The 20,868-nt window shown below is 42.2% G+C and carries 18 protein-coding genes; 16 read left to right on the top strand and 2 right to left on the bottom strand.

Annotated elements, in window-relative coordinates; all coding sequences use genetic code 11:
- Nucleotides 1-62 precede the first annotated feature (62 nt).
- The 5 genes from recG to udk all read left to right on the top strand — a co-directional run bounded on the left by recG (nucleotide 63) and on the right by udk (nucleotide 7,467).
- Nucleotides 63-2,117, top strand: a complete 2,055-nt coding sequence (gene recG, locus KQI87_RS09435) for an ATP-dependent DNA helicase RecG (RefSeq protein ID WP_216459923.1) — start codon at nucleotides 63-65, stop codon at nucleotides 2,115-2,117.
- Between the two features lie 287 nt (nucleotides 2,118-2,404).
- The gene (locus KQI87_RS09430; RefSeq protein WP_216459922.1) at nucleotides 2,405-3,016 is read left to right on the top strand and encodes a DUF6465 family protein; all 612 of its coding nucleotides are present in this window, start codon (nucleotides 2,405-2,407) and stop codon (nucleotides 3,014-3,016) included.
- Nucleotides 3,017-3,282: 266 nt separating this feature from the next.
- Nucleotides 3,283-5,622 carry a ferrous iron transport protein B gene (feoB, locus tag KQI87_RS09425; RefSeq protein WP_216459921.1) on the top strand — a complete coding sequence of 780 codons (2,340 nt, stop codon included), beginning with the start codon at nucleotides 3,283-3,285 and terminating at the stop codon, nucleotides 5,620-5,622.
- Between the two features lie 242 nt (nucleotides 5,623-5,864).
- Entirely contained in the window at nucleotides 5,865-6,788 is a 924-nt protein-coding gene (locus KQI87_RS09420) for a carbohydrate kinase family protein (RefSeq protein WP_216459920.1), read from the top strand.
- 58 nt (nucleotides 6,789-6,846) lie between these two features.
- Complete coding sequence (gene udk / locus KQI87_RS09415; RefSeq protein WP_216459919.1) at nucleotides 6,847-7,467, top strand: uridine kinase; 621 nt, start codon at nucleotides 6,847-6,849, stop codon at nucleotides 7,465-7,467.
- Nucleotides 7,468-7,712: 245 nt separating this feature from the next.
- Here the strand turns inward: udk and KQI87_RS09410 are convergent, their stop codons facing one another.
- Nucleotides 7,713-7,949, bottom strand: a complete 237-nt coding sequence (locus KQI87_RS09410; RefSeq protein WP_216459918.1) for an alpha/beta-type small acid-soluble spore protein — start codon at nucleotides 7,947-7,949, stop codon at nucleotides 7,713-7,715.
- A gap of 423 nt (nucleotides 7,950-8,372) precedes the next feature.
- Here KQI87_RS09410 and KQI87_RS09405 point away from each other — a divergent pair, with 423 nt between their 5' ends.
- From KQI87_RS09405 to KQI87_RS09380, 6 genes are all read left to right on the top strand, one after another.
- Nucleotides 8,373-9,857, top strand: a complete 1,485-nt coding sequence (locus KQI87_RS09405; RefSeq protein ID WP_216459917.1) for a fibronectin type III domain-containing protein — start codon at nucleotides 8,373-8,375, stop codon at nucleotides 9,855-9,857.
- A gap of 166 nt (nucleotides 9,858-10,023) precedes the next feature.
- Nucleotides 10,024-10,893: a DegV family protein gene (locus KQI87_RS09400; RefSeq protein WP_216459916.1), complete on the top strand. Its 870-nt coding sequence runs from the start codon at nucleotides 10,024-10,026 to the stop codon at nucleotides 10,891-10,893.
- A gap of 204 nt (nucleotides 10,894-11,097) precedes the next feature.
- Entirely contained in the window at nucleotides 11,098-11,493 is a 396-nt protein-coding gene (locus tag KQI87_RS09395) for a methylglyoxal synthase (protein ID WP_008702973.1), read from the top strand.
- Complete coding sequence (gene rsmD / locus KQI87_RS09390) at nucleotides 11,490-12,041, top strand: 16S rRNA (guanine(966)-N(2))-methyltransferase RsmD (protein ID WP_216459915.1); 552 nt, start codon at nucleotides 11,490-11,492, stop codon at nucleotides 12,039-12,041. Before KQI87_RS09395 ends, rsmD begins: the two co-directional genes overlap by 4 nt.
- Nucleotides 12,042-12,176: 135 nt before the next feature.
- The gene (gene coaD, locus KQI87_RS09385) at nucleotides 12,177-12,671 is read left to right on the top strand and encodes a pantetheine-phosphate adenylyltransferase (RefSeq protein ID WP_216459914.1); all 495 of its coding nucleotides are present in this window, start codon (nucleotides 12,177-12,179) and stop codon (nucleotides 12,669-12,671) included.
- Between the two features lie 105 nt (nucleotides 12,672-12,776).
- On the top strand, nucleotides 12,777-13,403 hold the full coding sequence (locus KQI87_RS09380) for an ATPase (protein WP_216459913.1): 627 nt from the start codon (nucleotides 12,777-12,779) through the stop codon (nucleotides 13,401-13,403).
- Between the two features lie 200 nt (nucleotides 13,404-13,603).
- Here KQI87_RS09380 and KQI87_RS09375 read toward each other — a convergent pair whose 3' ends face one another.
- Nucleotides 13,604-14,596 carry a hypothetical protein gene (locus tag KQI87_RS09375; protein WP_253292445.1) on the bottom strand — a complete coding sequence of 331 codons (993 nt, stop codon included), beginning with the start codon at nucleotides 14,594-14,596 and terminating at the stop codon, nucleotides 13,604-13,606.
- A 168-nt stretch (nucleotides 14,597-14,764) separates the two neighbouring features.
- Between KQI87_RS09375 and KQI87_RS09370 the strand changes: the two genes are divergently transcribed.
- From KQI87_RS09370 to KQI87_RS09350, 5 genes are all read left to right on the top strand, one after another.
- Nucleotides 14,765-16,216 (top strand): aminoacyl-histidine dipeptidase, encoded by a 1,452-nt coding sequence (locus KQI87_RS09370; RefSeq protein ID WP_216459912.1) that lies wholly within the window; start codon nucleotides 14,765-14,767, stop codon nucleotides 16,214-16,216.
- A gap of 202 nt (nucleotides 16,217-16,418) precedes the next feature.
- A complete protein-coding gene (locus KQI87_RS09365; RefSeq protein WP_253292444.1) occupies nucleotides 16,419-17,261 on the top strand; it encodes a M23 family metallopeptidase in 843 nt (280 codons plus the stop codon).
- Between the two features lie 64 nt (nucleotides 17,262-17,325).
- A complete protein-coding gene (locus tag KQI87_RS09360) occupies nucleotides 17,326-18,138 on the top strand; it encodes a GTP pyrophosphokinase (RefSeq protein ID WP_216459911.1) in 813 nt (270 codons plus the stop codon).
- A 21-nt stretch (nucleotides 18,139-18,159) separates the two neighbouring features.
- The gene (locus tag KQI87_RS09355; protein ID WP_216459910.1) at nucleotides 18,160-20,205 is read left to right on the top strand and encodes a YgiQ family radical SAM protein; all 2,046 of its coding nucleotides are present in this window, start codon (nucleotides 18,160-18,162) and stop codon (nucleotides 20,203-20,205) included.
- Entirely contained in the window at nucleotides 20,202-20,834 is a 633-nt protein-coding gene (locus KQI87_RS09350) for a hypothetical protein (RefSeq protein ID WP_216459909.1), read from the top strand. Before KQI87_RS09355 ends, KQI87_RS09350 begins: the two co-directional genes overlap by 4 nt.
- Nucleotides 20,835-20,868: the final 34 nt, after the last annotated feature.

The following is a 20,868-nucleotide window of genomic DNA, read 5'->3' as shown; positions in this document are numbered from 1 at the left end:
GTTGAGGGTGGGTATATCCGTTTTCGTGTTAGAAAGGGATTATAGAAAGGAATCGGTAGTATATGTCAACATCTTTGCGTACCTTGAAGGGCGTGGGGGAAAAAACGGAAAAGTTATTTGCGAAAATAGGAGTTACGGATATAGAATCTCTTCTGAGTTATTATCCGCGCAATTATGATGCGTATGAGGAGCCTGTTGAGATTCAGTCGCTGGAGGAGGGGGCTATTGTGGCAATTTCTGCGACGATCATCATAGGTGTGTATGTGAATCAGGTACGGAATCTGCAGGTGATTACTACCACCGCAGCAGATCTTACGGGAAAGATTGCTGTTACATGGTTTAATGCACCATATCTGCGTTCTACCATCAGGAAAGGAAGCAGATTTATTCTGCGGGGACGTATTGCCAGAAAACAGGGAAAGCTTCAGATGGAACATCCGGAAATTTTTACTCCTGCAGCTTATGAGGAGATTCTGCACAGTCTTCAGCCAATTTACGGACTGACATCGGGACTTTCCAATAAGACAATCGTGAAGCTGATCCATCAGGTATTGAATGAACAGAATTTACAGGCGGAGTATCTGGCGGATGAATATAAGGAGAAGTATCATTTGGCAGACCGAAATTTTGCACTTCCGGCGATTCATTTTCCGAAGAATATGCAGGAGCTATTATCTGCCAGAAGACGTCTGGTGTTTGATGAGTTCCTTCTGTTTATTCTTGCTGTGCAGATGCTGAAGGAGAAAACGGAAGAGGCACCGAATGCGTTTCCGATGCATCCGGTGTGGACGACGGAGCAGATTATCGAGAATCTGCCTTACGACCTGACAAAAGCACAGCTAAATGTCTGGCATGAGATTGAGCGTGATCTGAGTGGCCAGGCTTTGATGTCAAGATTGATACAGGGAGATGTAGGAAGCGGCAAGACGATCCTGGCATTTCTGGCAATGATCATGACTGCGGAGAATGGGTATCAGGCGGTATTAATGGCGCCTACAGAGGTTCTTGCCAGACAGCATTTTCAGGCAATGGAGAAGCTTCTGCAGGAACAGCAGATTGATTTTTGCCATCCGATTCTGCTGACTGGTTCGGATACTGCGAAGGAAAAAAGAGAGAAATATGCATTGATTGCGTCTAAAGAAGCAAATCTGGTGATCGGAACGCATGCACTGATTCAGGAGAAGGTGCAGTATAATAACCTTGGTCTGGTTATTACAGATGAACAGCATCGTTTCGGAGTAAAGCAGAGAGAAGCACTGACTACGATGGGAAATCCCCCGAATGTGCTGGTAATGAGTGCAACCCCGATTCCGAGAACTCTTGCTATTATCATCTATGGTGATCTGGATATTTCAGTAATTGATGAGCTTCCGGCACAAAGACTTCCCATTAAGAATTGTGTAGTGGATACTTCTTACAGATCAAAGGCATATTCCTTTATGGCAAAACAGATCAGTCAGGGGCGACAGGTTTATGTAATCTGTCCGATGGTAGAGGAAAGTGAAGGAATGGATGGCGAGAATGTGCTGGATTATACAATGAAATTGCGCAATGTCTTTCCACCGGAAATAAAAGTAGCAGCGCTTCATGGAAAAATGAAAGCAAAAGAGAAGAATGCGATTATGGAGGCATTTGCAGCAGGCGAAATTCAGATTCTTGTATCAACCACAGTTGTGGAGGTAGGAGTGAACGTACCGAATGCAACGATGATGATGGTGGAGAATGCAGAGCGATTCGGTCTGGCGCAGCTGCACCAGCTTCGCGGACGGGTGGGACGTGGTGAATATCAGTCGTACTGTATTTTTATGCAGGGAAGTGATGCGAAAGAAACATCTAAGCGACTGGAAATCCTGCGAAAATCTAACGATGGATTCTATATTGCAGGAGAGGATCTGAAGCTTCGCGGACCTGGAGACTTGTTTGGAATTCGACAGAGCGGACTGCTGGAATTTAAACTGGGGGATATTTATCAGGATGCAGATATTCTGAAAGCTGCCAGTGAGACTGCGGCAGATATTCTTTCGCTGGATGAGGATTTAAGTCTTCCTCAGAATCAGGAACTGCAGAGAAAACTTTCAGAGTATATGAAAGAAGATCTGCAGAATCTGGGATTATAAATCTGAATAAATTTTTCAGGTGCATGTATCCAGTTGCAGTGAAATCATTTGTTTTCTGTTTCGTCTGGCATTGATGAAGATTTGTAGATGAAGCATGTCAGAAATGATTCGCATAATTTCCCGTTTATATGTAATATTGCACAAAACAGGCAGCCCGGAAATGAGACAGAATTGTCCCGGGTGTGGTTATTTTTTCTATATAAGGGCAAAAAACGTTGCAAAAGCGGCAGATTCGTAGTATTCTATTTCCGTAAAAGAATACTTATACCTTGTAAGGAGGCTATCATATGGCAACAAAAACACCTACAGCAGATCTCACTACATCCACTGCGAAGACAACCAAAGTAAAAGAGGCTCCTGCAAAGACAACTGCTGCAGAAGTATCTGTAAACAAAGAAGCTGACAAAAAAGAGACCATAAAAAAAGAAGCAGTAAAGAAAGAAACTACAAAAAAAGAACCAGCAGTTAAAGAAACAGTAAAAGAAGAAACAAAAGCAGTAAAGGAAACAGCTAAAGCCGCAAAAGAACCTGCTGTAAAAGAAACAGCAAAGAAAGAAACTGCGAAAACAGCAAAAACAGCTGCAAAGAAAACAACTACAAGAAGAACTACAAAGAAAGCAGCAGAAAAGGCCGCTGAGAAACCGGCAGAAAAAGCAGCAGAGAAGAAGACAACTACAAGAAGAACCGCTAAAAAAGAAGTAGCTGCCGAAGTATATGTTCAGTTCATGGGCAAAGAAGTATATGCAAAAGACGTCTTAGAGCATGTTAAGAAAATCTGGACAGAAGAGATGGGTAAGAAAGAGAAAGATCTTAAAGATGTCAAGATCTATATCAAACCAGAAGAATATAAAGCATATTATGTAATCAATGGTGACGTAACAGGTGTCATCGGACTTTAATATTTAATACATAGAGAAACTCAGATGAAAATGGTCTGGGTTTCTTTTTTGTTAAACTGTGAATCAGTTGTCCGATGGTGGGAAAGTAGTGAAGAGGATGATTTTATTCGCTTGACTACAAAAACAATGTTTGCTCAGAAATACTCTTTACTTGACAAAAATTATCAGTTAAGATAAGCTATCTTCAATGGATATAATTTATTGAGAAAAATAATCAATATTTCTCGGAGATAAGTAAAGAAAATACAAAGGATGAGCGAACAACAATGACATTAAAAGATTTGGAAATCGGAAAAAGTGCAGTGATCCGGTCTGTTGGCGGAAAAGGTGCTCTGCGCCAGCATTTTCTGGATATGGGGATGATTCCGGGAGCAGAGGTAACTGTTGTGAAATTTGCACCCATGGGTGACCCTGTGGAGCTGCAGATACATGGATATGAACTGACACTGAGACTTGCAGAAGCAGAACAGATAGAAATTGAACAAATTCCCAGAAGAAGCAGAAATCACGAAAGAATAGAGCTTCTGAGAGAAACGGATCACCCGGGACTGGGGGAAGATGGCAAATATCATTCAAAAAAAGATGAACATCCGGTACCGGAAGGCTCAACTCTGACCTATGCATTGGTAGGAAATCAGAATTGCGGAAAAACAACACTGTTTAATAAGCTGACAGGTTCAAACCAGCATGTGGGAAATTTTCCGGGTGTAACCGTAGACCGTAAGACAGGAATGATCAAAGGGCATCCGGAGACAGAAATCACGGATCTTCCCGGAATTTACTCTATGTCACCGTATAGCAGTGAGGAAATCGTTTCCAGAAATTTTGTTCTGGATGAAAAACCCCGTGCGATTATTAATATTGTAGATGCAACCAATATAGAGCGAAATTTGTATCTGACCATGCAGCTTCTGGAAATGGACATACCGATGGTAGTTGCGCTGAATATGATGGATGAAGTGCTGGGAAATCAGGGTTCCATAGATGTAAATATGATGGAGGCATTACTGGGAGTTCCGGTGATCCCGATTTCAGCAGCAAAGAATGAGGGCGTGGATGAACTGGTTGATCATGCATTACATATAGCGAAATATCAGGAACATCCACTGCGACAGGATTTCTGTGACAAGAACGACCATGATGGTGCAGTCCACCGTTGTATTCACGCAGTGATGCATCTGATTGAGGATCATGCGGCGCAGGCAGACATTCCGGCCAGGTTTGCAGCGACGAAGGCAATTGAGGGAGATCCATTGATTCTGGAACAGCTGAAGCTGGATACCAATGAAACAGAGATGCTGGAGCATATTGTACAGCAGATGGAAACAGAACGCCAGCTGGACAGAAGTGCCGCAATCGCAGATATGCGTTTTGACTTTATTGAGCGGTTATGTGAGCATACAGTTGTGAAGCCAAAAGAAAGCAGAGAGAGAATCAGAAGTGAGAAAATTGACAGAATCCTTACGGGAAAATATACAGCAATTCCCTGTTTCATAGGAATTATGGCGCTTGTTTTTTACCTGACTTTCAATGTAATCGGTGCGTGGCTGCAGGGAGTTCTGGAAGTAGGAATTGATAAGATTTCAGCATTGACTGATGCGGCACTGACGGCTGCCAATGTTAACAGTGCGATGCACAGTCTTGTAATTGACGGTATTTTTACAGGTGTGGGAAGCGTGCTGAGCTTTTTACCGGTCATTGTGACATTGTTCTTTTTCCTGTCTCTTATGGAGGATAGTGGTTACATTGCCCGTGTGGCATTTGTGATGGATAAGCTGCTGCGAAAGATTGGCCTGTCCGGACGAAGCATTGTGCCAATGCTGATTGGATTTGGATGTACAGTTCCGGCGGTTATGGCAACACGTACTCTTACAAGCGAGAGGGACAGAAAGATGACGATCCTGCTTACTCCGTTTATGAGCTGTACGGCAAAGCTTCCGATCTATTCCTTTTTTGTAAATGCATTCTTCCCTAAAAAGGGTGGATTTATTATGACAGGATTATATCTGTTAGGTATTCTGGTGGGAATCCTGGCAGCACTCCTGTACAATGGTACCCTTTTTAAAGGGGAACCGGTACCGTTTGTCATGGAACTTCCAAATTATCGGCTGCCTGGGGCAAAGAATGTGGCGCAGTTACTCTGGGAAAAAGCAAAAGACTTTCTGCAGAGAGCATTTTCTGTAATTTTGCTTGCGACAATGGTAGTCTGGTTCCTTCAGAGTTTTGATCTGCATCTCAATCTTGTGAAGGATTCTTCAGACAGTATCCTTGCAGTTATATCGGGAATTCTGGTACCGTTGTTCAAACCACTTGGCCTGGGAGACTGGCGGATCTGTACTGCTCTTATCAGTGGATTTATGGCTAAAGAAAGTGTGGTATCAACTCTGGAAGTACTTTTTGGAGGAAATATTGCTTCTGTGCTGACTCCGCTGGCAGCTGCATCATTGCTTGTGTTCAGTCTGCTTTATACCCCATGCGTGGCAGCGATTGCCTCTGTGAAACGCGAACTTGGCAGCAGATGGGCAGCAGGTGTGGTTCTGTGGCAATGTGTGATTGCGTGGCTGGCAGCACTGATCGCCCGTTTTATCTGTGGAATGTTTATTTGACCGAATTTCTCCTGTATGCTGGATGAGACAAAGAAATGCATGCAGGGGATTTTTTTGTTATGGAAAACAGACTATTTTGGAGTTGAAAAATAGTGTTTGAATCAGAAGAAATTCGAAAAAATTAGAAACTTTACGGACAATGCATTTTATGCTAACATAACAATAATGACCAGAATAAGAGCGTGAAAAGTGGTCTTCAAACACATGAAAAAGAATAAAAGACAAAGGAGTAAGTTCAAAGTATGGGAATTGTTGTAATCGGAGATGTATTTATTGATATAAAGGGCTATTCGATAGCATCTTATATTCCTCAGGGAAGAAATGTAGGAACTATCGCACAGATTCATGGCGGTGTAGGCAGAAATGTTGCAGAGGATATTGCAAATCTGGAATTAAAACCAACTTTTATCGGCCTTGTAGATGACGATGCAATGGGAGAGGAGGTTATCCGCAAGCTGGACCGCCACAAAGTTGACACCAGATTTATGCGCAAAGTGCCAAACGGAATGGGAACCTGGCTGGCAATTTTTGATAACAATGGAGATGTGGTTGCATCTGTTTCTAAGAGACCGGATCATACACCGGTAGAGTATATTCTGGATAAATGCGGGGACGAGATTTTTAAAGATGCGGACAGTATTGCAATTGAAATTGATACAGACAGAGAGATTGTGAAAAAGACATTTGCATACGCTGAGAAGTATAATAAGAAGGTATATGCAATGGTATCCAACATGAGTATCGCAGTAGAACGCAGGGATTTTCTGAAGAGAACTTCCTGTTTTGTATGTAATGAACAGGAAGCGGGAATTCTCTTTTCTGAGGATTACAGTCAGACTGAGCCGGAAGAGATGGCAAAGATTCTGGCAGAACGTGTGAAATCTGCGCGTATCCCACGTATGATCGTGACAATGGGCGGACAGGGTGCAGTTTATGCATCTCAGGATGGAGAATGTGGTGTTTATCCTGCAATGAAAGTAGATGTAGTTGATACAACAGGTGCAGGAGATGCCTTCTTTGCAGGGGCCTGCGCAGGACTTACCTATGGAAAAACTCTGAAAGAATCCTGCGGAATCGGAACTCGTCTTTCTTCTACCGTAATCTGTACTTCAGAGAACATTTGCCCGCGCTTTATGCCGGAGGAGTTCGGACTGAATTACAAATAAAACAAAGGTGAAGATTGAAATCTGTAAGAATACGCAGTTAATGGAGGATAAAGAAAAGATGGGAAGTATTGTGATCGGAGTTGCCGGAGGTTCCGGCTCTGGTAAATCTACTTTTACAAACAGAATCAAAGAATATTTTGGGGATGACGTGGTTGTCCTTTATCATGACAATTACTATCGCAGACAGGATGGAGTTCCTTTTGAACAGAGAGTAACTGTCAATTATGACCATCCAGATTCACTGGAAACAGAACTTCTGGTAGAGCATCTGAAGCAGTTAAAAGAGGGAAAGTCTATCGAATGCCCGGTATACGATTACACACAGCATAACCGTTCCAGCGAAGTAATCCGCATTGACCCGAAACCGGTCATCCTTGTAGAGGGAATCCTGCTTCTGGCAGACCCGAGAGTGCGAGATCTTCTGGATATCAAAGTCTATGTGGAAGCAGACGCAGATGAACGAATCCTGCGCAGAATTTCCCGTGATGTAGAAGAACGTGGACGAGACCTCAACGGAATTATTAAACAGTATCTGACAACTGTAAAACCAATGCATTATCTATATGTAGAACCGACACGTTCCAAAGCAGATATTGTGATCAACAGTGGCAAGAACGATATTGCATTTGATTTATTTGTATCTAAAATCAAACTGTTGTTGGAGAAAAAAGAATCTTAATTTTAACGGAATTTGGCAGTGAAACGGATTGCGAATATCCGTTGAATATATAATAATGCCGCTTTATTTCTGATATCATAATATATAAAGGCTGGAAACAAAAGATATTTTATATCTGATGTTTTCTGGCTTGATATAATATATGATACAGTAATAAAGCGGCATTATTTCATTTCAGAAAGTTTATGATAGCAGTTAGATGGATGAATCTATTTTTGCTATATTGCTTTCCGTTGGTGATTAGATTAGTACTGCTGACCACTCTGAGAGCCGGAACCACTGGACATCTGTCTTTCCTGAGCTTCAATCATCTTTTTGACCATATATCCGCCAACAGATCCGTTCTGCTTGGAAGTCAGGTTACCGTTGTATCCATCTGTAAGCGGCACACCTAATTCATTTGCAACCTCGAACTTGAAACGGTCTAAAGCACCCTTTGCTTCCGGTACAGCTGCCTGGTTAGAAGATTTTGTGTTTGACATATCAATTTCCTCCTTGGTTGTTGTTTGCTCTTTTATATTTGCTTCGGTGTTACAATGCTAGTATATGAAAACATAAAAATAATACACTGGAAGTTTTCACATGAAAAGGAAGAGCATGGAAAAATGAAATTTATTATGATATTCGGCGTTACTGTTCACAGGTAATATCCCGCAAGGTGTTTTTTGTGAGCGAAGGTCACAGAAAACCCGAGACATACCGCGCGAATTTATGCGATTAGCATAAATTCTGTGCATCGCGAAGCGTGTTACTGGGCACGGAGTGAACAGTAACTATTCGGCCAGTTTTAGACTTTATCAATATAATTTAACTTGAAAATTAGTCTAAAAACGTGATAACATTTATATTATCTGATGAAATGGTTATAGAGTTCTTTTAAGATAGAAATTACGAGGAGAAACCAAATGAAAACGAAAAAATTGCTTATTACACCTATAATATTTTTGCTCATCTTATGCATATATGCGGTTCCTGCCAGTGCGGCAGCGCCTGGAAAGGTAACGGGGATCAAAGCTAAGCAGTTGTCCGAAGAAAAAATAAAGCTCACCTGGAATGCTCAGGTATCAGTCAATGGATACGAAATATATCAGAAAACAGGTTTGCAAAAATATAAAAAAATCAAAACCACAGGAAAAGTACAGAGCCTTACTGTCAAGGAACTGGAGCTGGGAGAAACTTACTATTTTCGTGTAAGAGCATATAAGAAATCTTCAGGTAAAAAAGTTTACGGAAAATATTCCTCCTCCGTTAAGATTGTTATGAAAAAAACTACAGCAGAAACCAAAGTATTTACAGTTTCTCCAAAGTCAAATCCATACCAGAACAAGTATGTCGGCTCATCCGGATTTACAGAACAGACCCGTTCATATTATGTTCTTCGTTCTTATCTGGAATACTTTGCCAATGTAGGAGGTGGGGAACTGCATTTAAAGAAAGGTACCTATAATCTACTATACTGCCTGTACATTCCATCTAACACTACAATTGTATTTGAGGATGGAGCTACAATAAAAAGAATGGACAAATCAGCACTTTTTACTCTTTGTAGTTATAACGATCTGCACACAGGAAAAAAATTTTACGGATATAATGGAGTGCATGATATTAAGCTAATTGGAAAAGGAACAGTTATTTTTGACAAGGAATATGGTGGAAATGCTGCTATCCTTATGGGACACACCAAAAACATCCTGATAGAAGGAATCACTTTTGCCCATATGTCTGATACTTCATCGCATTTCATTGAAATGGACGCTTCCTATAATGTAGAAATTCGCAACTGCACATTCCGGGATTCTACCTCCTCAGGCAAAAAAGAAGCAATCAATCTGGATGTTCCAGATGCTGCAACCGGAGGGTTTACCTGGGAAGGAAGTGGCATGGATAAGACAGCAAACGATACCATATATATCCATGATAACGTATTTAAAAATCTTACCGCGGGAGTAGGAACGCATATGTACACTCCGGGACATCCTCACAAAAACATCCGAATAGAAAACAATAGTTTCAGCACATGCAAACTTTTTGCTATAAGGGCTCAGAACTGGGAGGATTCCTACATTCTTAATAACATATTTTCCAATATCAGTGCATCTGATGACTCTGCACTTGCCATAGATGCAAGAGGAATCAGCAATGTGATCGTTAAAGGAAATACTATAACAAATTCCGATGCGTTCATGAAGATTATTGTCAGCAGATATTCCGATGATACAATAGCTTCCAGACCAGGACTTGTGAACTATGAACCAGTATATAACTCTGTTAAAGAAGAGGATGTGGTTTACAATATAGTATCTGGTCTTAAGACAAATTATGCAGTTTCCTACGTTAATAGCAGTACTCATCAGGGAACGACCACGAAATACTGGAATGCCAGAAATTAAAAAAACATCCCGAAATATTGATTCTTATGATATACTGAGTTTAATTGAATCAAGCAGGTCCGCTGCTTCAATTGCGAAAAGTAATAAACTGCGGAACAGACCAGTTATTCGGTTATGGACAAGTAGAGAAGCGGATAATTAAACACGAAAGGAACTTAAAAAGTTTATGGAATATCAAATTTTTACAGATGCAACAGCAGATATCAGTGAAGAAATGCTGCAGGGTTATCCAAAACTGGAGATCATTCCGATGCAGGTTGAGGTTGGAGGAGAACATTTCCTGTTTGGACCGGGAGGAAATCTTACAGTAAAACAGTTTTATGAGATGCAGAGAGCTGGAAAATTTGCCTCTACTTCTCAGATTAATCCCCAGTCTTATTACGATCATTTCGAACCAGTGTTAAAAGCTGGACAGGATATCTTTTATTTATGTTTCACATCCGGATTATCCGGTACATATAACACTGCTAATATGACCATTGCAGACTTGAAAGAGAAATATCCGGAGAGAAAGATCATCTGTGTAGATACTTTATGCGCTTCTGTGGGAGAGGGATTTATTGTCCGTGAAGCACTGCGTATGCAGAAAGAAGGAATGTCCATGGAAGAACTGCAGAAATGGACAGAAGAGCACAGACTGCAGGTTTGTCATTGGTTCACGGTAGATATGCTGGATCATCTGCGCCATGGAGGACGTATTTCTGCAGCATCTGCAGCAATCGGAACTGTTCTGAATATCAAACCGCTGCTACATGTAGCTGAGGATGGAACTCTGAAAGTTATGGATAAACCAAGAGGACGAAAGAAAGCATTTAAATTGCAGATGTCAAAGATGGAACAGGGATGGATGCCAGAGCTTGGAAAACTGGTAGTGATCGGACATGGAGACAGTATAGAAACCGCATTAGAGCTGAAGGAAACAGTTCTTTCTAAATATCCTGATGCAGAAGTACACATTGCAGATATCGGTCCTGTGATCGGAGCTCATACAGGCCCTGGAATGCTGGCATTAATCTTTTGGGGAACAACCAGATAGAATGTTGCTTAAATTTCATTGTCGCGGGCAATTTAGAACGAATTATGAATTGTGTATGTTTTTCAAGTTTTAATTGCGTTTTATTTAGTACTTTGTTATAATTACAGTTAGAATTGTGAAGAATGGAAAGAATTCGCAAAATAAACGGGAGAATCGGGTTACTGTTCACTCCGTACACAGTAACAGAATCGGAGAGGAGAAACTATGAACTTAGGTATAATCGCACATAACAGCAAAAAAGTACTGATAGAAGATTTCTGCATCGCTTACAAGAATATACTCGCTAAACATGAGGTCTACGCAACTGGTACAACAGGACGAAGAATTGAAGAAGCGACAAGCCTTCATGTGCATAAATTCCTTGCCGGCAGCATTGGTGGAGACAAGCAGTTTATGGAGATGGTAGAGCGACAGGATCTTGATATGGTCATTCTGTTCTACAATCCAGTCATGATCGATCCAAAAGAACCGGATATCACAAGCATTGTGAGAAGATGTGACCAGTACAATATTCCTGTAGCGACAAACATTGCCACTGCAGAACTTCTTATTTTAGGACTCGCAAGAGGAGACCTGGATTGGAGACTGAACCTTAAATGAGAGTAATCGCAGGAAAAGCCAGAAGACTTAACTTAAAAACGATTCCGGGAACGGATACAAGACCTACCACAGACAGAATTAAAGAAACTCTGTTCAATATACTCCAGCCAGAACTTCTGGAGTGTCGTTTCCTTGATCTTTTTGCAGGAAGCGGCGGAATTGGTATCGAGGCATTAAGCAGAGGAGCTTCCTATGCAGTATTTGTAGAAAAGAATCCGAAAGCAGCAGCATGTATCAGAGAAAATCTTGCATTTACAAAACTTGCAGAAGATGGTAAACTGCTGAACATGGACGTGCTGCAGGCACTCCGTTCTCTTGAGGGAAAGGGTGTCTTTGACATTATCTTCATGGATCCACCGTATAATAATGAACTGGAACGTCAGGTACTGGAGTATCTTAAAGATAGTACTGTTGTTGACAAGAATACACTTATTATTGTAGAAGCAGATCTTCAGACGGATTTCAGCTATGTGGAATCTCTCGGTTACAGGCAGCTTCGTTCAAAAGAGTATAAAACTAACAAGCACGTATTTTTAGAACGTGTATGAAGATTGTTATCTGTAAAAATGCCATTTGACTGAATGCCATTTATTTTCGGCCGTTCAGAAAGATGTAGATTTATATACAGATGATGATCGTATTTTCATGCACATGTGCCAGAGGAAAGAGAGAGTAAGAAATACATGAAAATAGCAGTATATCCAGGCAGTTTTGATCCGGCGACTTATGGTCATCTTGATGTGATCCGCAGAGCGGCAGTATCTTTTGATAAGGTAATCGTAGGTGTTTTACACAATTCTTCAAAAAGTCCGTTGTTTTCTGTAGAAGAACGTGTTAATATATTAGAAAAGGCGGTTCAGGATGTCCCTAATGTTGAGGTAAAACCATTTGAGGGATTGTCAGTGAACTTTGCCAGAGAGAATCACGCTCAGGTAATCATACGTGGACTTCGTGCAGTTACAGACTTTGAGTATGAACTTCAGATGGCACAGACAAACAGGGTACTTGCGCCGGATGTGGATACTGTATTTTTGACCACAAGTCTTCAATACGCATATTTAAGTTCCACAATACTGAAAGAGATTGCTAATTTTGGCGGTGACCTGAGTAAATTTGCACCAAAGGAAATAACAGATGCAGTCATTGAGAAACTTCATCGTCCAGTAAGTGACAAGTAAGTTACCGTTCATACGCTATGATTCCGCTTTCCGCTATAGCAAAGCGCGTTACTGGGAATGAAGTGAACAGTAATATCAATAGAGAAAATAAGGAGAGTATATACTATGAGCAGCAGAATTGAACAGATTATCGGTGAGATCGAGGAATATGTAGAGAGCTGTAAATTCCAGCCACTGTCAACTACCAAGATTGTCGTGAATAAAGAAGAGATCGAAGAACTTCTGAGAGAACTTCGTCTGAAAACTCCAGATGAGATCAAACGTTATCAGAAGATAATTAATAATAAAGATGCAATCCTTGAGGATGCACAGTCTAAAGCAGATGCTCTGGTCGCAGATGCACAGGCAAGAGCTCAGGAACTGGTAACACAGCATGAGATCATGCAGAAAGCATATGCACAGGCAAATGATACCATCAATGCAGCCAATAAGCAGGCTCAGGAGATTCTTGATTCTGCAACACAGGATGCCAACAGCATTCGTCTCAGTGCTATCACATATACAGATGATATGATGGCAAATATCGGCAGTGTTCTTAATACAACATTAGAGGATGCAGGAGCTAAATATAAAGTATTCATTGATTCCCTGCAGAGTTGCCTTGATGTTGTTAACCACAACCGTCAGGAACTTGCACCACAGACAGCTCAGGCAGCAGCAATTACAGGTTCTTATCATGATGATGATAAAGACGATGATGATGACCTGTTAGATGATCTGGGCGAGAACTAAGAATAAGTATATTACCAGGGTCAGGAAGTTTTCCTGACCTTTTTTATGTCATAGGAGTTCCTATGACATAAAAAATCCTACGGGCAGGATCGCACTGTGTCGGAGAGGAATTATGTTGCTGAAGCGACCTGCCGCAAGCGGAGAATCCTGCAAGCAGGATTCTTTTTTGTTATCATAAGAAATTAGGACAAGACTCTTTCTTACATTATAAAATAGTAAAGAATACCGGCAGCAAGCACTGCGTTGATACATTTGGAAATTATATAAGGCACTAGACTGAGATCGCGGTGAAGAACACTTCTGGTCTGAGCAAGGATACATAGCCCTCCGGATGCAGTTGCTGCAACAGAAGTGATGATACGTATGATACCCGGCAGCCCGGAATCTGCAATAAGAGAAAGGCCGGTAGTAATTTCAGTAAATCCCAATAACAGATATTGCCAGAAAGCAGGAAAAGGGTGATAATATCGGATACATCCGGCAAGAATAGAAAAGAGCAGGATATATCCCCCAAGTCGTGTGATCGTTTCAAACCCATTCATGATCGAAGCATCCAGAAGATTTTGGATTGAAGTTATGTCGGAAGGCTCTTTGGCTGAACTTGCAGTTACAGGGACCGGACAGTCAGAAAAAATATTTCTGTATACAACAAATCGAAAGAACAACATACACACCAGATCAGCAGAAAAAATGCTGAGAAAGATCAGCAAAGCAGGAACAGCATCTTTAAGGCAGAATTTACTCAGATATGTGATGATAAAAGCCGGACTTGGATTATTGCAGAATGTGGTAAGATATAAAGCTTCTTTTTTACTGATCCTGCGGGAGGCATACAGATCAGAAACCAGTTTGACACCCAGAGGGTACCCACACAGCATGCCAAGTACAAATATGTAGCCGCCCCAGCTGCTGACACCGAGAATCCTGCGAAAGAAAGCTTCCAACGGCGGAAGCAGTTTTTGAATTCCATCTGTATGTGTCAGCACTCCTGTAAGGATAATGAAAGGAAGCAGTGTAGGAATTAAAGTATTCAGCCACAGAGTCATTCCTGCTCTGGCACATGTTAGACTTTCTGCTGGATGCATCAGAAGAAAGAGCAGAAGTCCCAGAATTCCAAGGATATACAGCAGATTTTTCAGCTTTTTCTGGATACCGGAACATCGAAAGTGGATATCGGTTATAATATGTTCCATAGACACCGGTCATTTTATAAATTCTTTATAAAATTTATATGGCACAGAAGAAAAATAAATGCTATAGTATTCAGGTAAAATATATCTGGTGTCATCAGATTTTTTATAATTAGGTCCTGTTTACAGGATTCTTTTTTAAAACATGTGATTTTTGGAGGTAATGTAATTATGGCAGTTTTAGAGAATTGCGAACCAAAAAGAGTATTCCATTATTTTGAGGAAATCTGCAAGATCCCTCACGGATCAGGAAATACAAAACAGATCAGTGATTATTTAGTGCAGTTTGCGAAAGATCATGGCCTGAAATATATTCAGGATGAAATGAACAACGTAGTCATTTACAAACCAGGAACAGCAGGATACGAGAATGCACCTACTGTGATCATTCAGGGACATATGGACATGGTATGTGAGAAACGCCCGGATGTAGAGCATGATTTTACAAAAGACGGCTTAAATCTTTCTGTAGAAGGAGACTATATTTCTGCAAACGGAACCACCCTTGGTGGTGATGACGGAATCGCAGTCGCTTACGGACTTGCACTTCTGGAGAGTGATACCATCGCACATCCGCCGCTTGAAGTATTTATCACAGTTGATGAGGAAATCGGACTTCTCGGAGCGGTTGGCTTTGACTGCAGCGTATTAAAAGGAAGAAGATTTATCAATCTGGATTCAGAAGCAGAAGGAAGCCTCTGGATCAGCTGTGCAGGCGGACTTTCCGGAATCAGCCATATCCCGGTAACAAGACTGGAAGCAAAAGGTGAGAAGCTGACCGTTAAGATCAGCGGACTGATGGGCGGTCATTCAGGTGCTGAGATTGATAAGAACCGTGCAAATGCAAACTCCCTTCTGGGAAAATTCCTCTATGGACTTAAGAAGGCGGCAGATTATGAGCTGATCAGTGTGCAGGGCGGACAGAAGGACAATGCAATCACAAGAGAATCTACAGCAGAGCTTTTGATTCTTAAAGAAGATGTGGAAGCAGTGAAAGAATATGCCGCTTATATGCAGAATGCATGGAGAGAAGAGTATGCAGGAACTGATGAGGGAATCACAGTAACTGTTACAGATGACGGCGAGAAAGAAGTGAAAGTTCTTCATCCGACAAGCAAGGAGAAAGTAGTATTCTTCCTTGTAAACGTACCATACGGTGTTCAGAAAATGAGCGGAACGATCGCAGGTCTGGTAGAAACATCCACAAACATCGGTATCCTGAAAACATCTGAGGATGAAGTGCTGGGAAGCTCCAGCATCAGAAGTTCTGTGGAAACAGCACGCGATGCACTTTCTGATAAGATCCAGTATCTGACAGAGTTCCTTGGAGGAGAATATGAGAGACAGGGCGTATACCCTGCATGGGAATACCGCAAGGATTCACCGCTTCGTGACAAGATGGTGGAAGTATACGAAGAGATGTACGGCCAGAAACCAAATGTAGTAGCCATCCACGCAGGACTTGAGTGCGGACTTTTCTATAAGAAGATGGAAGGCCTCGACTGCGTATCTCTCGGACCGGATATGAAGGATATCCACACATCTGAGGAAGTCCTCAGCATTTCTTCTACAGAGAGAGTATGGAAATATCTTGTAAAAGTTCTGGAAAATCTGAAAGACTGATAAATAATATCTGCACCCTGTCATTGCATATAATGGCGGGGTGTTTTTCTGTCCTGCGAAATTACTCTGTGATGTTTCTGCGACAGAAAAAACGTTACGATTCAATTCATGGTCAGTCACATGCTTTGCAATGCATAGAATTTTTTTGTTCTATGCTGTTAACTTTCTGCATATATTGTATCAGAATGCGGAGGTATCTTAAATGTTTGATCCGTACGATACACGGACTCCCCTGTTTCGCTGTATTTTGTCATTACTGGCACTTTTGCTTATAACCGGTATGCTGGAGACAACACTGAAACTGCGCAGCCGGGCATCTGTTTTAAAGGCAGATTCCTGTGAGCGGACTGATTTCAGACAGCAGCACATAACGTCGGGATTATATCGCAGGATATGGAAAATGGCAGCAGATAAAGAAACAGGCACAGATAGCTTTATAGATATTCTGACAGCAACTATGCTGAACTCCGATTTTTATCCAGAACAGGTGCTGCCTGATGCAACACCCTATCAGAAATACAAACCGGCAGAATATGAACAGCTCAAAGGTGCTTACCAGTCCGTCTGGTCGGATCTGAAATATTTTCCCATTCCATCTACAGAAATCTATTTCGAGAATTCTTACGGTGCACCCAGAGACTATGGAGGTCCGCGCACACACGAAGGCTGTGATCTGTTCGGCACAGAAAAAGAACCGGGGTATTATCCGGTTTTAAGTATTACAGACGGTGTGGTGGAGAATATAGGCTGGCTTCCCTTGGGCGGCTACAGGATCGGAATACGTGCCCCGAAAGGCGGGTATTTTTATTATGCCCATTTAGATGCATATGAGAAAGAATTCCGGACAGGTGAGGAAATATCTGCAGGAGATATCCTGGGATATATGGGAAATACAGGCTATGGCGGCGAAGGCACGCAGGGCATGTTTCCGGTCCATCTTCATCTGGGGATCTACATCAGGACACCGCATTATGAAGAACTGAGCGTCAACCCTTACTGGGTACTGAAAGCCATTTCTAAAAAAATCAGAAACTATTCATATTAGCGAGATATTTTTTTTAATCTATGCTATAATAACAAAATGTATGAAATGCAAGGAGCGAGTGAAAATGGAAATACAGTTATGGAGAAGCATTTTGTGCCCGTATGAACTGGCTGTAAAAGAGCTGGAAGTTAAATTCACCCACATTATCGAGGAATGCAAAGAGAACGACATTTACTGTCCGATCGAACAGGTTGAGGGCAGAGTCAAGAGCGTGAGCAGTATCCTTGAGAAAATGCAGCGCAAGCATATTCCGATGGAGAAGATGGAGGAAGAACTGGAGGATATCGCAGGTATCCGTATTATCTGCCAGTTTGAAGAGGATATAGAGACTGTCGCTTCCATGATTCAGAAGAGAAGCGATATGACCATAAAGAGTGAGAAGAATTATCTGAAACATATTAAACAGAGTGGATACAGAAGTTATCATCTGATCATTTATTATACTGTAGACACGATCAATGGACCTAAGAAACTTCAGGCTGAGATCCAGATCCGGACAATGGCCATGAACTTCTGGGCTACCATTGAGCATTCTTTGCAGTATAAATATAAGGGCGATATGCCTGAGCATGTGGCAGAGCGCCTGAGCAATGCGGCAGATGCCATCAATGCCCTTGACCATGAGATGTCTTCTGTACGAAATGAGATCATGGATGCACAGAATTCCTCCCAGATGCAGTCGAATCTGGTGAAGGATATTCTGATCAATATCGAGAATCTGTACAAAATCGCAAACAAACGCGAGATCATGAAGATCCAGGATGAATTCCTGAGAGTATTCCGTACAAAGGATCTCCAGCAGCTCAAGCGATTCCACAGACAGCTTGATATTATTTCGGAAGGATACCGTGCACAGGCGGTATATCACCATGTCTAAAATACATACGAGGAAATTTAAATGCAGGATTTTTTACCGGTAACAAAGAAAGAAATGAAGGAGAGAGGATGGAACCAGGTGGACTTTGTCTATATTTCAGGCGATGCCTACGTGGACCATCCGTCCTTTGGCACGGCGATCATCAGCAGACTGCTGGAGAGCCGCGGATATAAAGTAGGCATCATCAGTCAGCCAGACTGGAAGAAGAAAGAGAGCATCCAGGTATTTGGCGAGCCGCGTCTTGGATTTCTGGTATCAGCGGGCAACATGGACTCCATGGTAAACCACTATACTGTATCCAAGAAGCACAGGCAGAAGGATTCCTATTCCCCAGGCGGCCAGATGGGACTTCGTCCTGACCGCGCGGTGATCGTATACAGCAATCTGATCCGTCAGACTTATAAAAAGACGCCCATTATCCTGGGCGGTATTGAAGCCAGCCTGAGACGACTGGCACATTATGATTATTGGGATAATAAAGTAAAACACAGTGTACTTCTGGACTCCGGCGCAGATCTGATCTCTTATGGAATGGGTGAACATTCCATTATCGAGATTGCAGAGGCACTGGACAGTGGGCTTCCTGTAGAGGAGATCACATTTATTGCAGGAACTGTATTTAAATGTAAAGATCTGTCAAGAGTTTATGAGCCGATCATTCTTCCATCTTATGAGGAGATAAAAGAGGACAAGAAAGCCTACGCAGACAGTTTTGCAGTTCAGTATCAGAATACAGACCCGTTTACTGCGAAACCAATGGCAGAGTCCTATGGGACGAAAGGATATATTGTTCAGAACCCTCCGGCAATGCCTTTGTCACAGGAGGAGATGGACGATGTATATGCACTTCCATACACAGAGAAAGTTCACCCGATGTATGAGAAAATGGGAGGAATCCCGGCACTGGAGGAGATTAAATTCAGCCTGACAAGCAACAGAGGATGCTTCGGAGGCTGTAATTTTTGCGCTCTGACATTCCATCAGGGAAGAATCCTCCAGACCAGAAGCCATGAGTCTCTGATCGAAGAAGCCACCAGAATGACGAAAGACCCGGATTTCAAAGGCTATATTCATGATGTAGGCGGTCCGACGGCAGATTTCAGACAGACCTCCTGTCAGAAACAGCTTACGAAAGGTGTATGTAAGAATAAGCAATGTCTTTTCCCGACACCATGTAAGAATCTGACAGTAGACCATTCTGACTATGTTTCTTTACTTCGGAAGCTGCGTAAGATTCCGGGAGTTAAGAAAGTATTTATCCGTTCCGGTGTACGCTTTGATTACGTAGTGGCAGACAGGGACAAGACGTTCCTGCGGGAACTGGTAGAACATCATGTAAGCGGACAGCTTCGTGTAGCGCCTGAACATGTATCTGATCAGGTGCTGAAATACATGGGAAAACCAAGTCACAGTGTTTATCAGCAGTTCCTTAAGGAATACGATGATGCAAACAGGAAAACTGGCAAGCAGCAGTATGCAGTACCATATTTCATGTCCTCCCATCCGGGATGTACCATGAAAGAAGCAGTAAAGCTTGCGGAATACGTCCGTGACCTTGGCTTTACACCGGAACAGGTGCAGGACTTTTACCCGACACCGTCCACGCTCTCTACCTGTATGTATTACACGGGAATCCATCCTCTTACAGGAGAGAAAGTTTATGTGCCGAAAAATCCACATGAGAAAGCCATCCAGCGAGCTCTGATGCAGTACAAGAACCCTGCAAACAGAGAACTGGTACTGGAAGGTTTGAAGATGACCGGCAGAATGGATCTGGTCGGCTATGGCCCGAAATGCCTGATCCGCCCAGTCCGTGAAGGACACGGGGAACATCCGGGCAGTGAAAATGGAAGCAGAAATGGCAATAGAAACAATTCCCGCGGTGGAAACAGAAACATTAAGAACAGAAATAATAACCGCAGTGAAGCTTATGGAAACAGCCGGACGACGAGAACGACAGGAAAAAGTCAGGAAAATTTTCGGGAGAACAGTAGAGATAAATCTGTATCTAAGAAAAATACAATACGAAATACACACAAGAAAAACTCCAGAGGAGGACGCAAGTGACAGCAAAGAAAAACCAGAAAACATCAAAAAAAATTCCGAAAGGTGATTTTGGATATTTCAAAAGCGAAAAGAAACGCCGCCTGATCATCACGGCGATTCTTTTTGCAGTACCATTATTTATCTTCTTCACATCCTGGATCTACTTCAAGACCAGAATGACCGTCTGGACAGTTGTAGCAGTAGTCGGGTGCCTTCCGGCCTGCAAATCCATGGTCGGCCTGATCATGATCTTCAAATGCAGACCAATGGACAGCGCACTCTATCAGAAAATCCGCGCCCATCAGGGGAAACTGGACATGGCATACGAACTCTATATGACTTTCTATGAAAAGAGCGCTTATATCGATGCAGTAGCAATCTGCGGAAACACAGTAGCAGCTTACAGCAGCGATCCGAAGATCGACGCCGCTTTCATGGAAACCAACGCCCAGAAGATTATCCGTAAGAACGGCTACAAAGCCACAGTAAAAATCTTCACAGATATCCGTCCTTTCCTGGAACGTCTTGATTCCATGAACGACCACAAAGAAAGCCTGGAAGAAGGAATCAAATTCACTCCGGACGAGAAATACCCGGATCTCACCAGAAACGAACTTATTCGCCAGACGATTTTGGCCATTTGTTTATAGAGATACAGAAGCAACGGTTTATTTATCACATTGT

The sequence above is a fragment of the Blautia sp. MSJ-9 genome (assembly GCF_018919065.1).
In the GTDB taxonomy this organism is placed as follows: Bacteria; Bacillota; Clostridia; order Lachnospirales; family Lachnospiraceae; genus Blautia_A.
The sequence above is the reverse complement of the archived record's forward strand: the minus strand, read 5'-3'. Positions and strand labels throughout refer to the sequence as shown.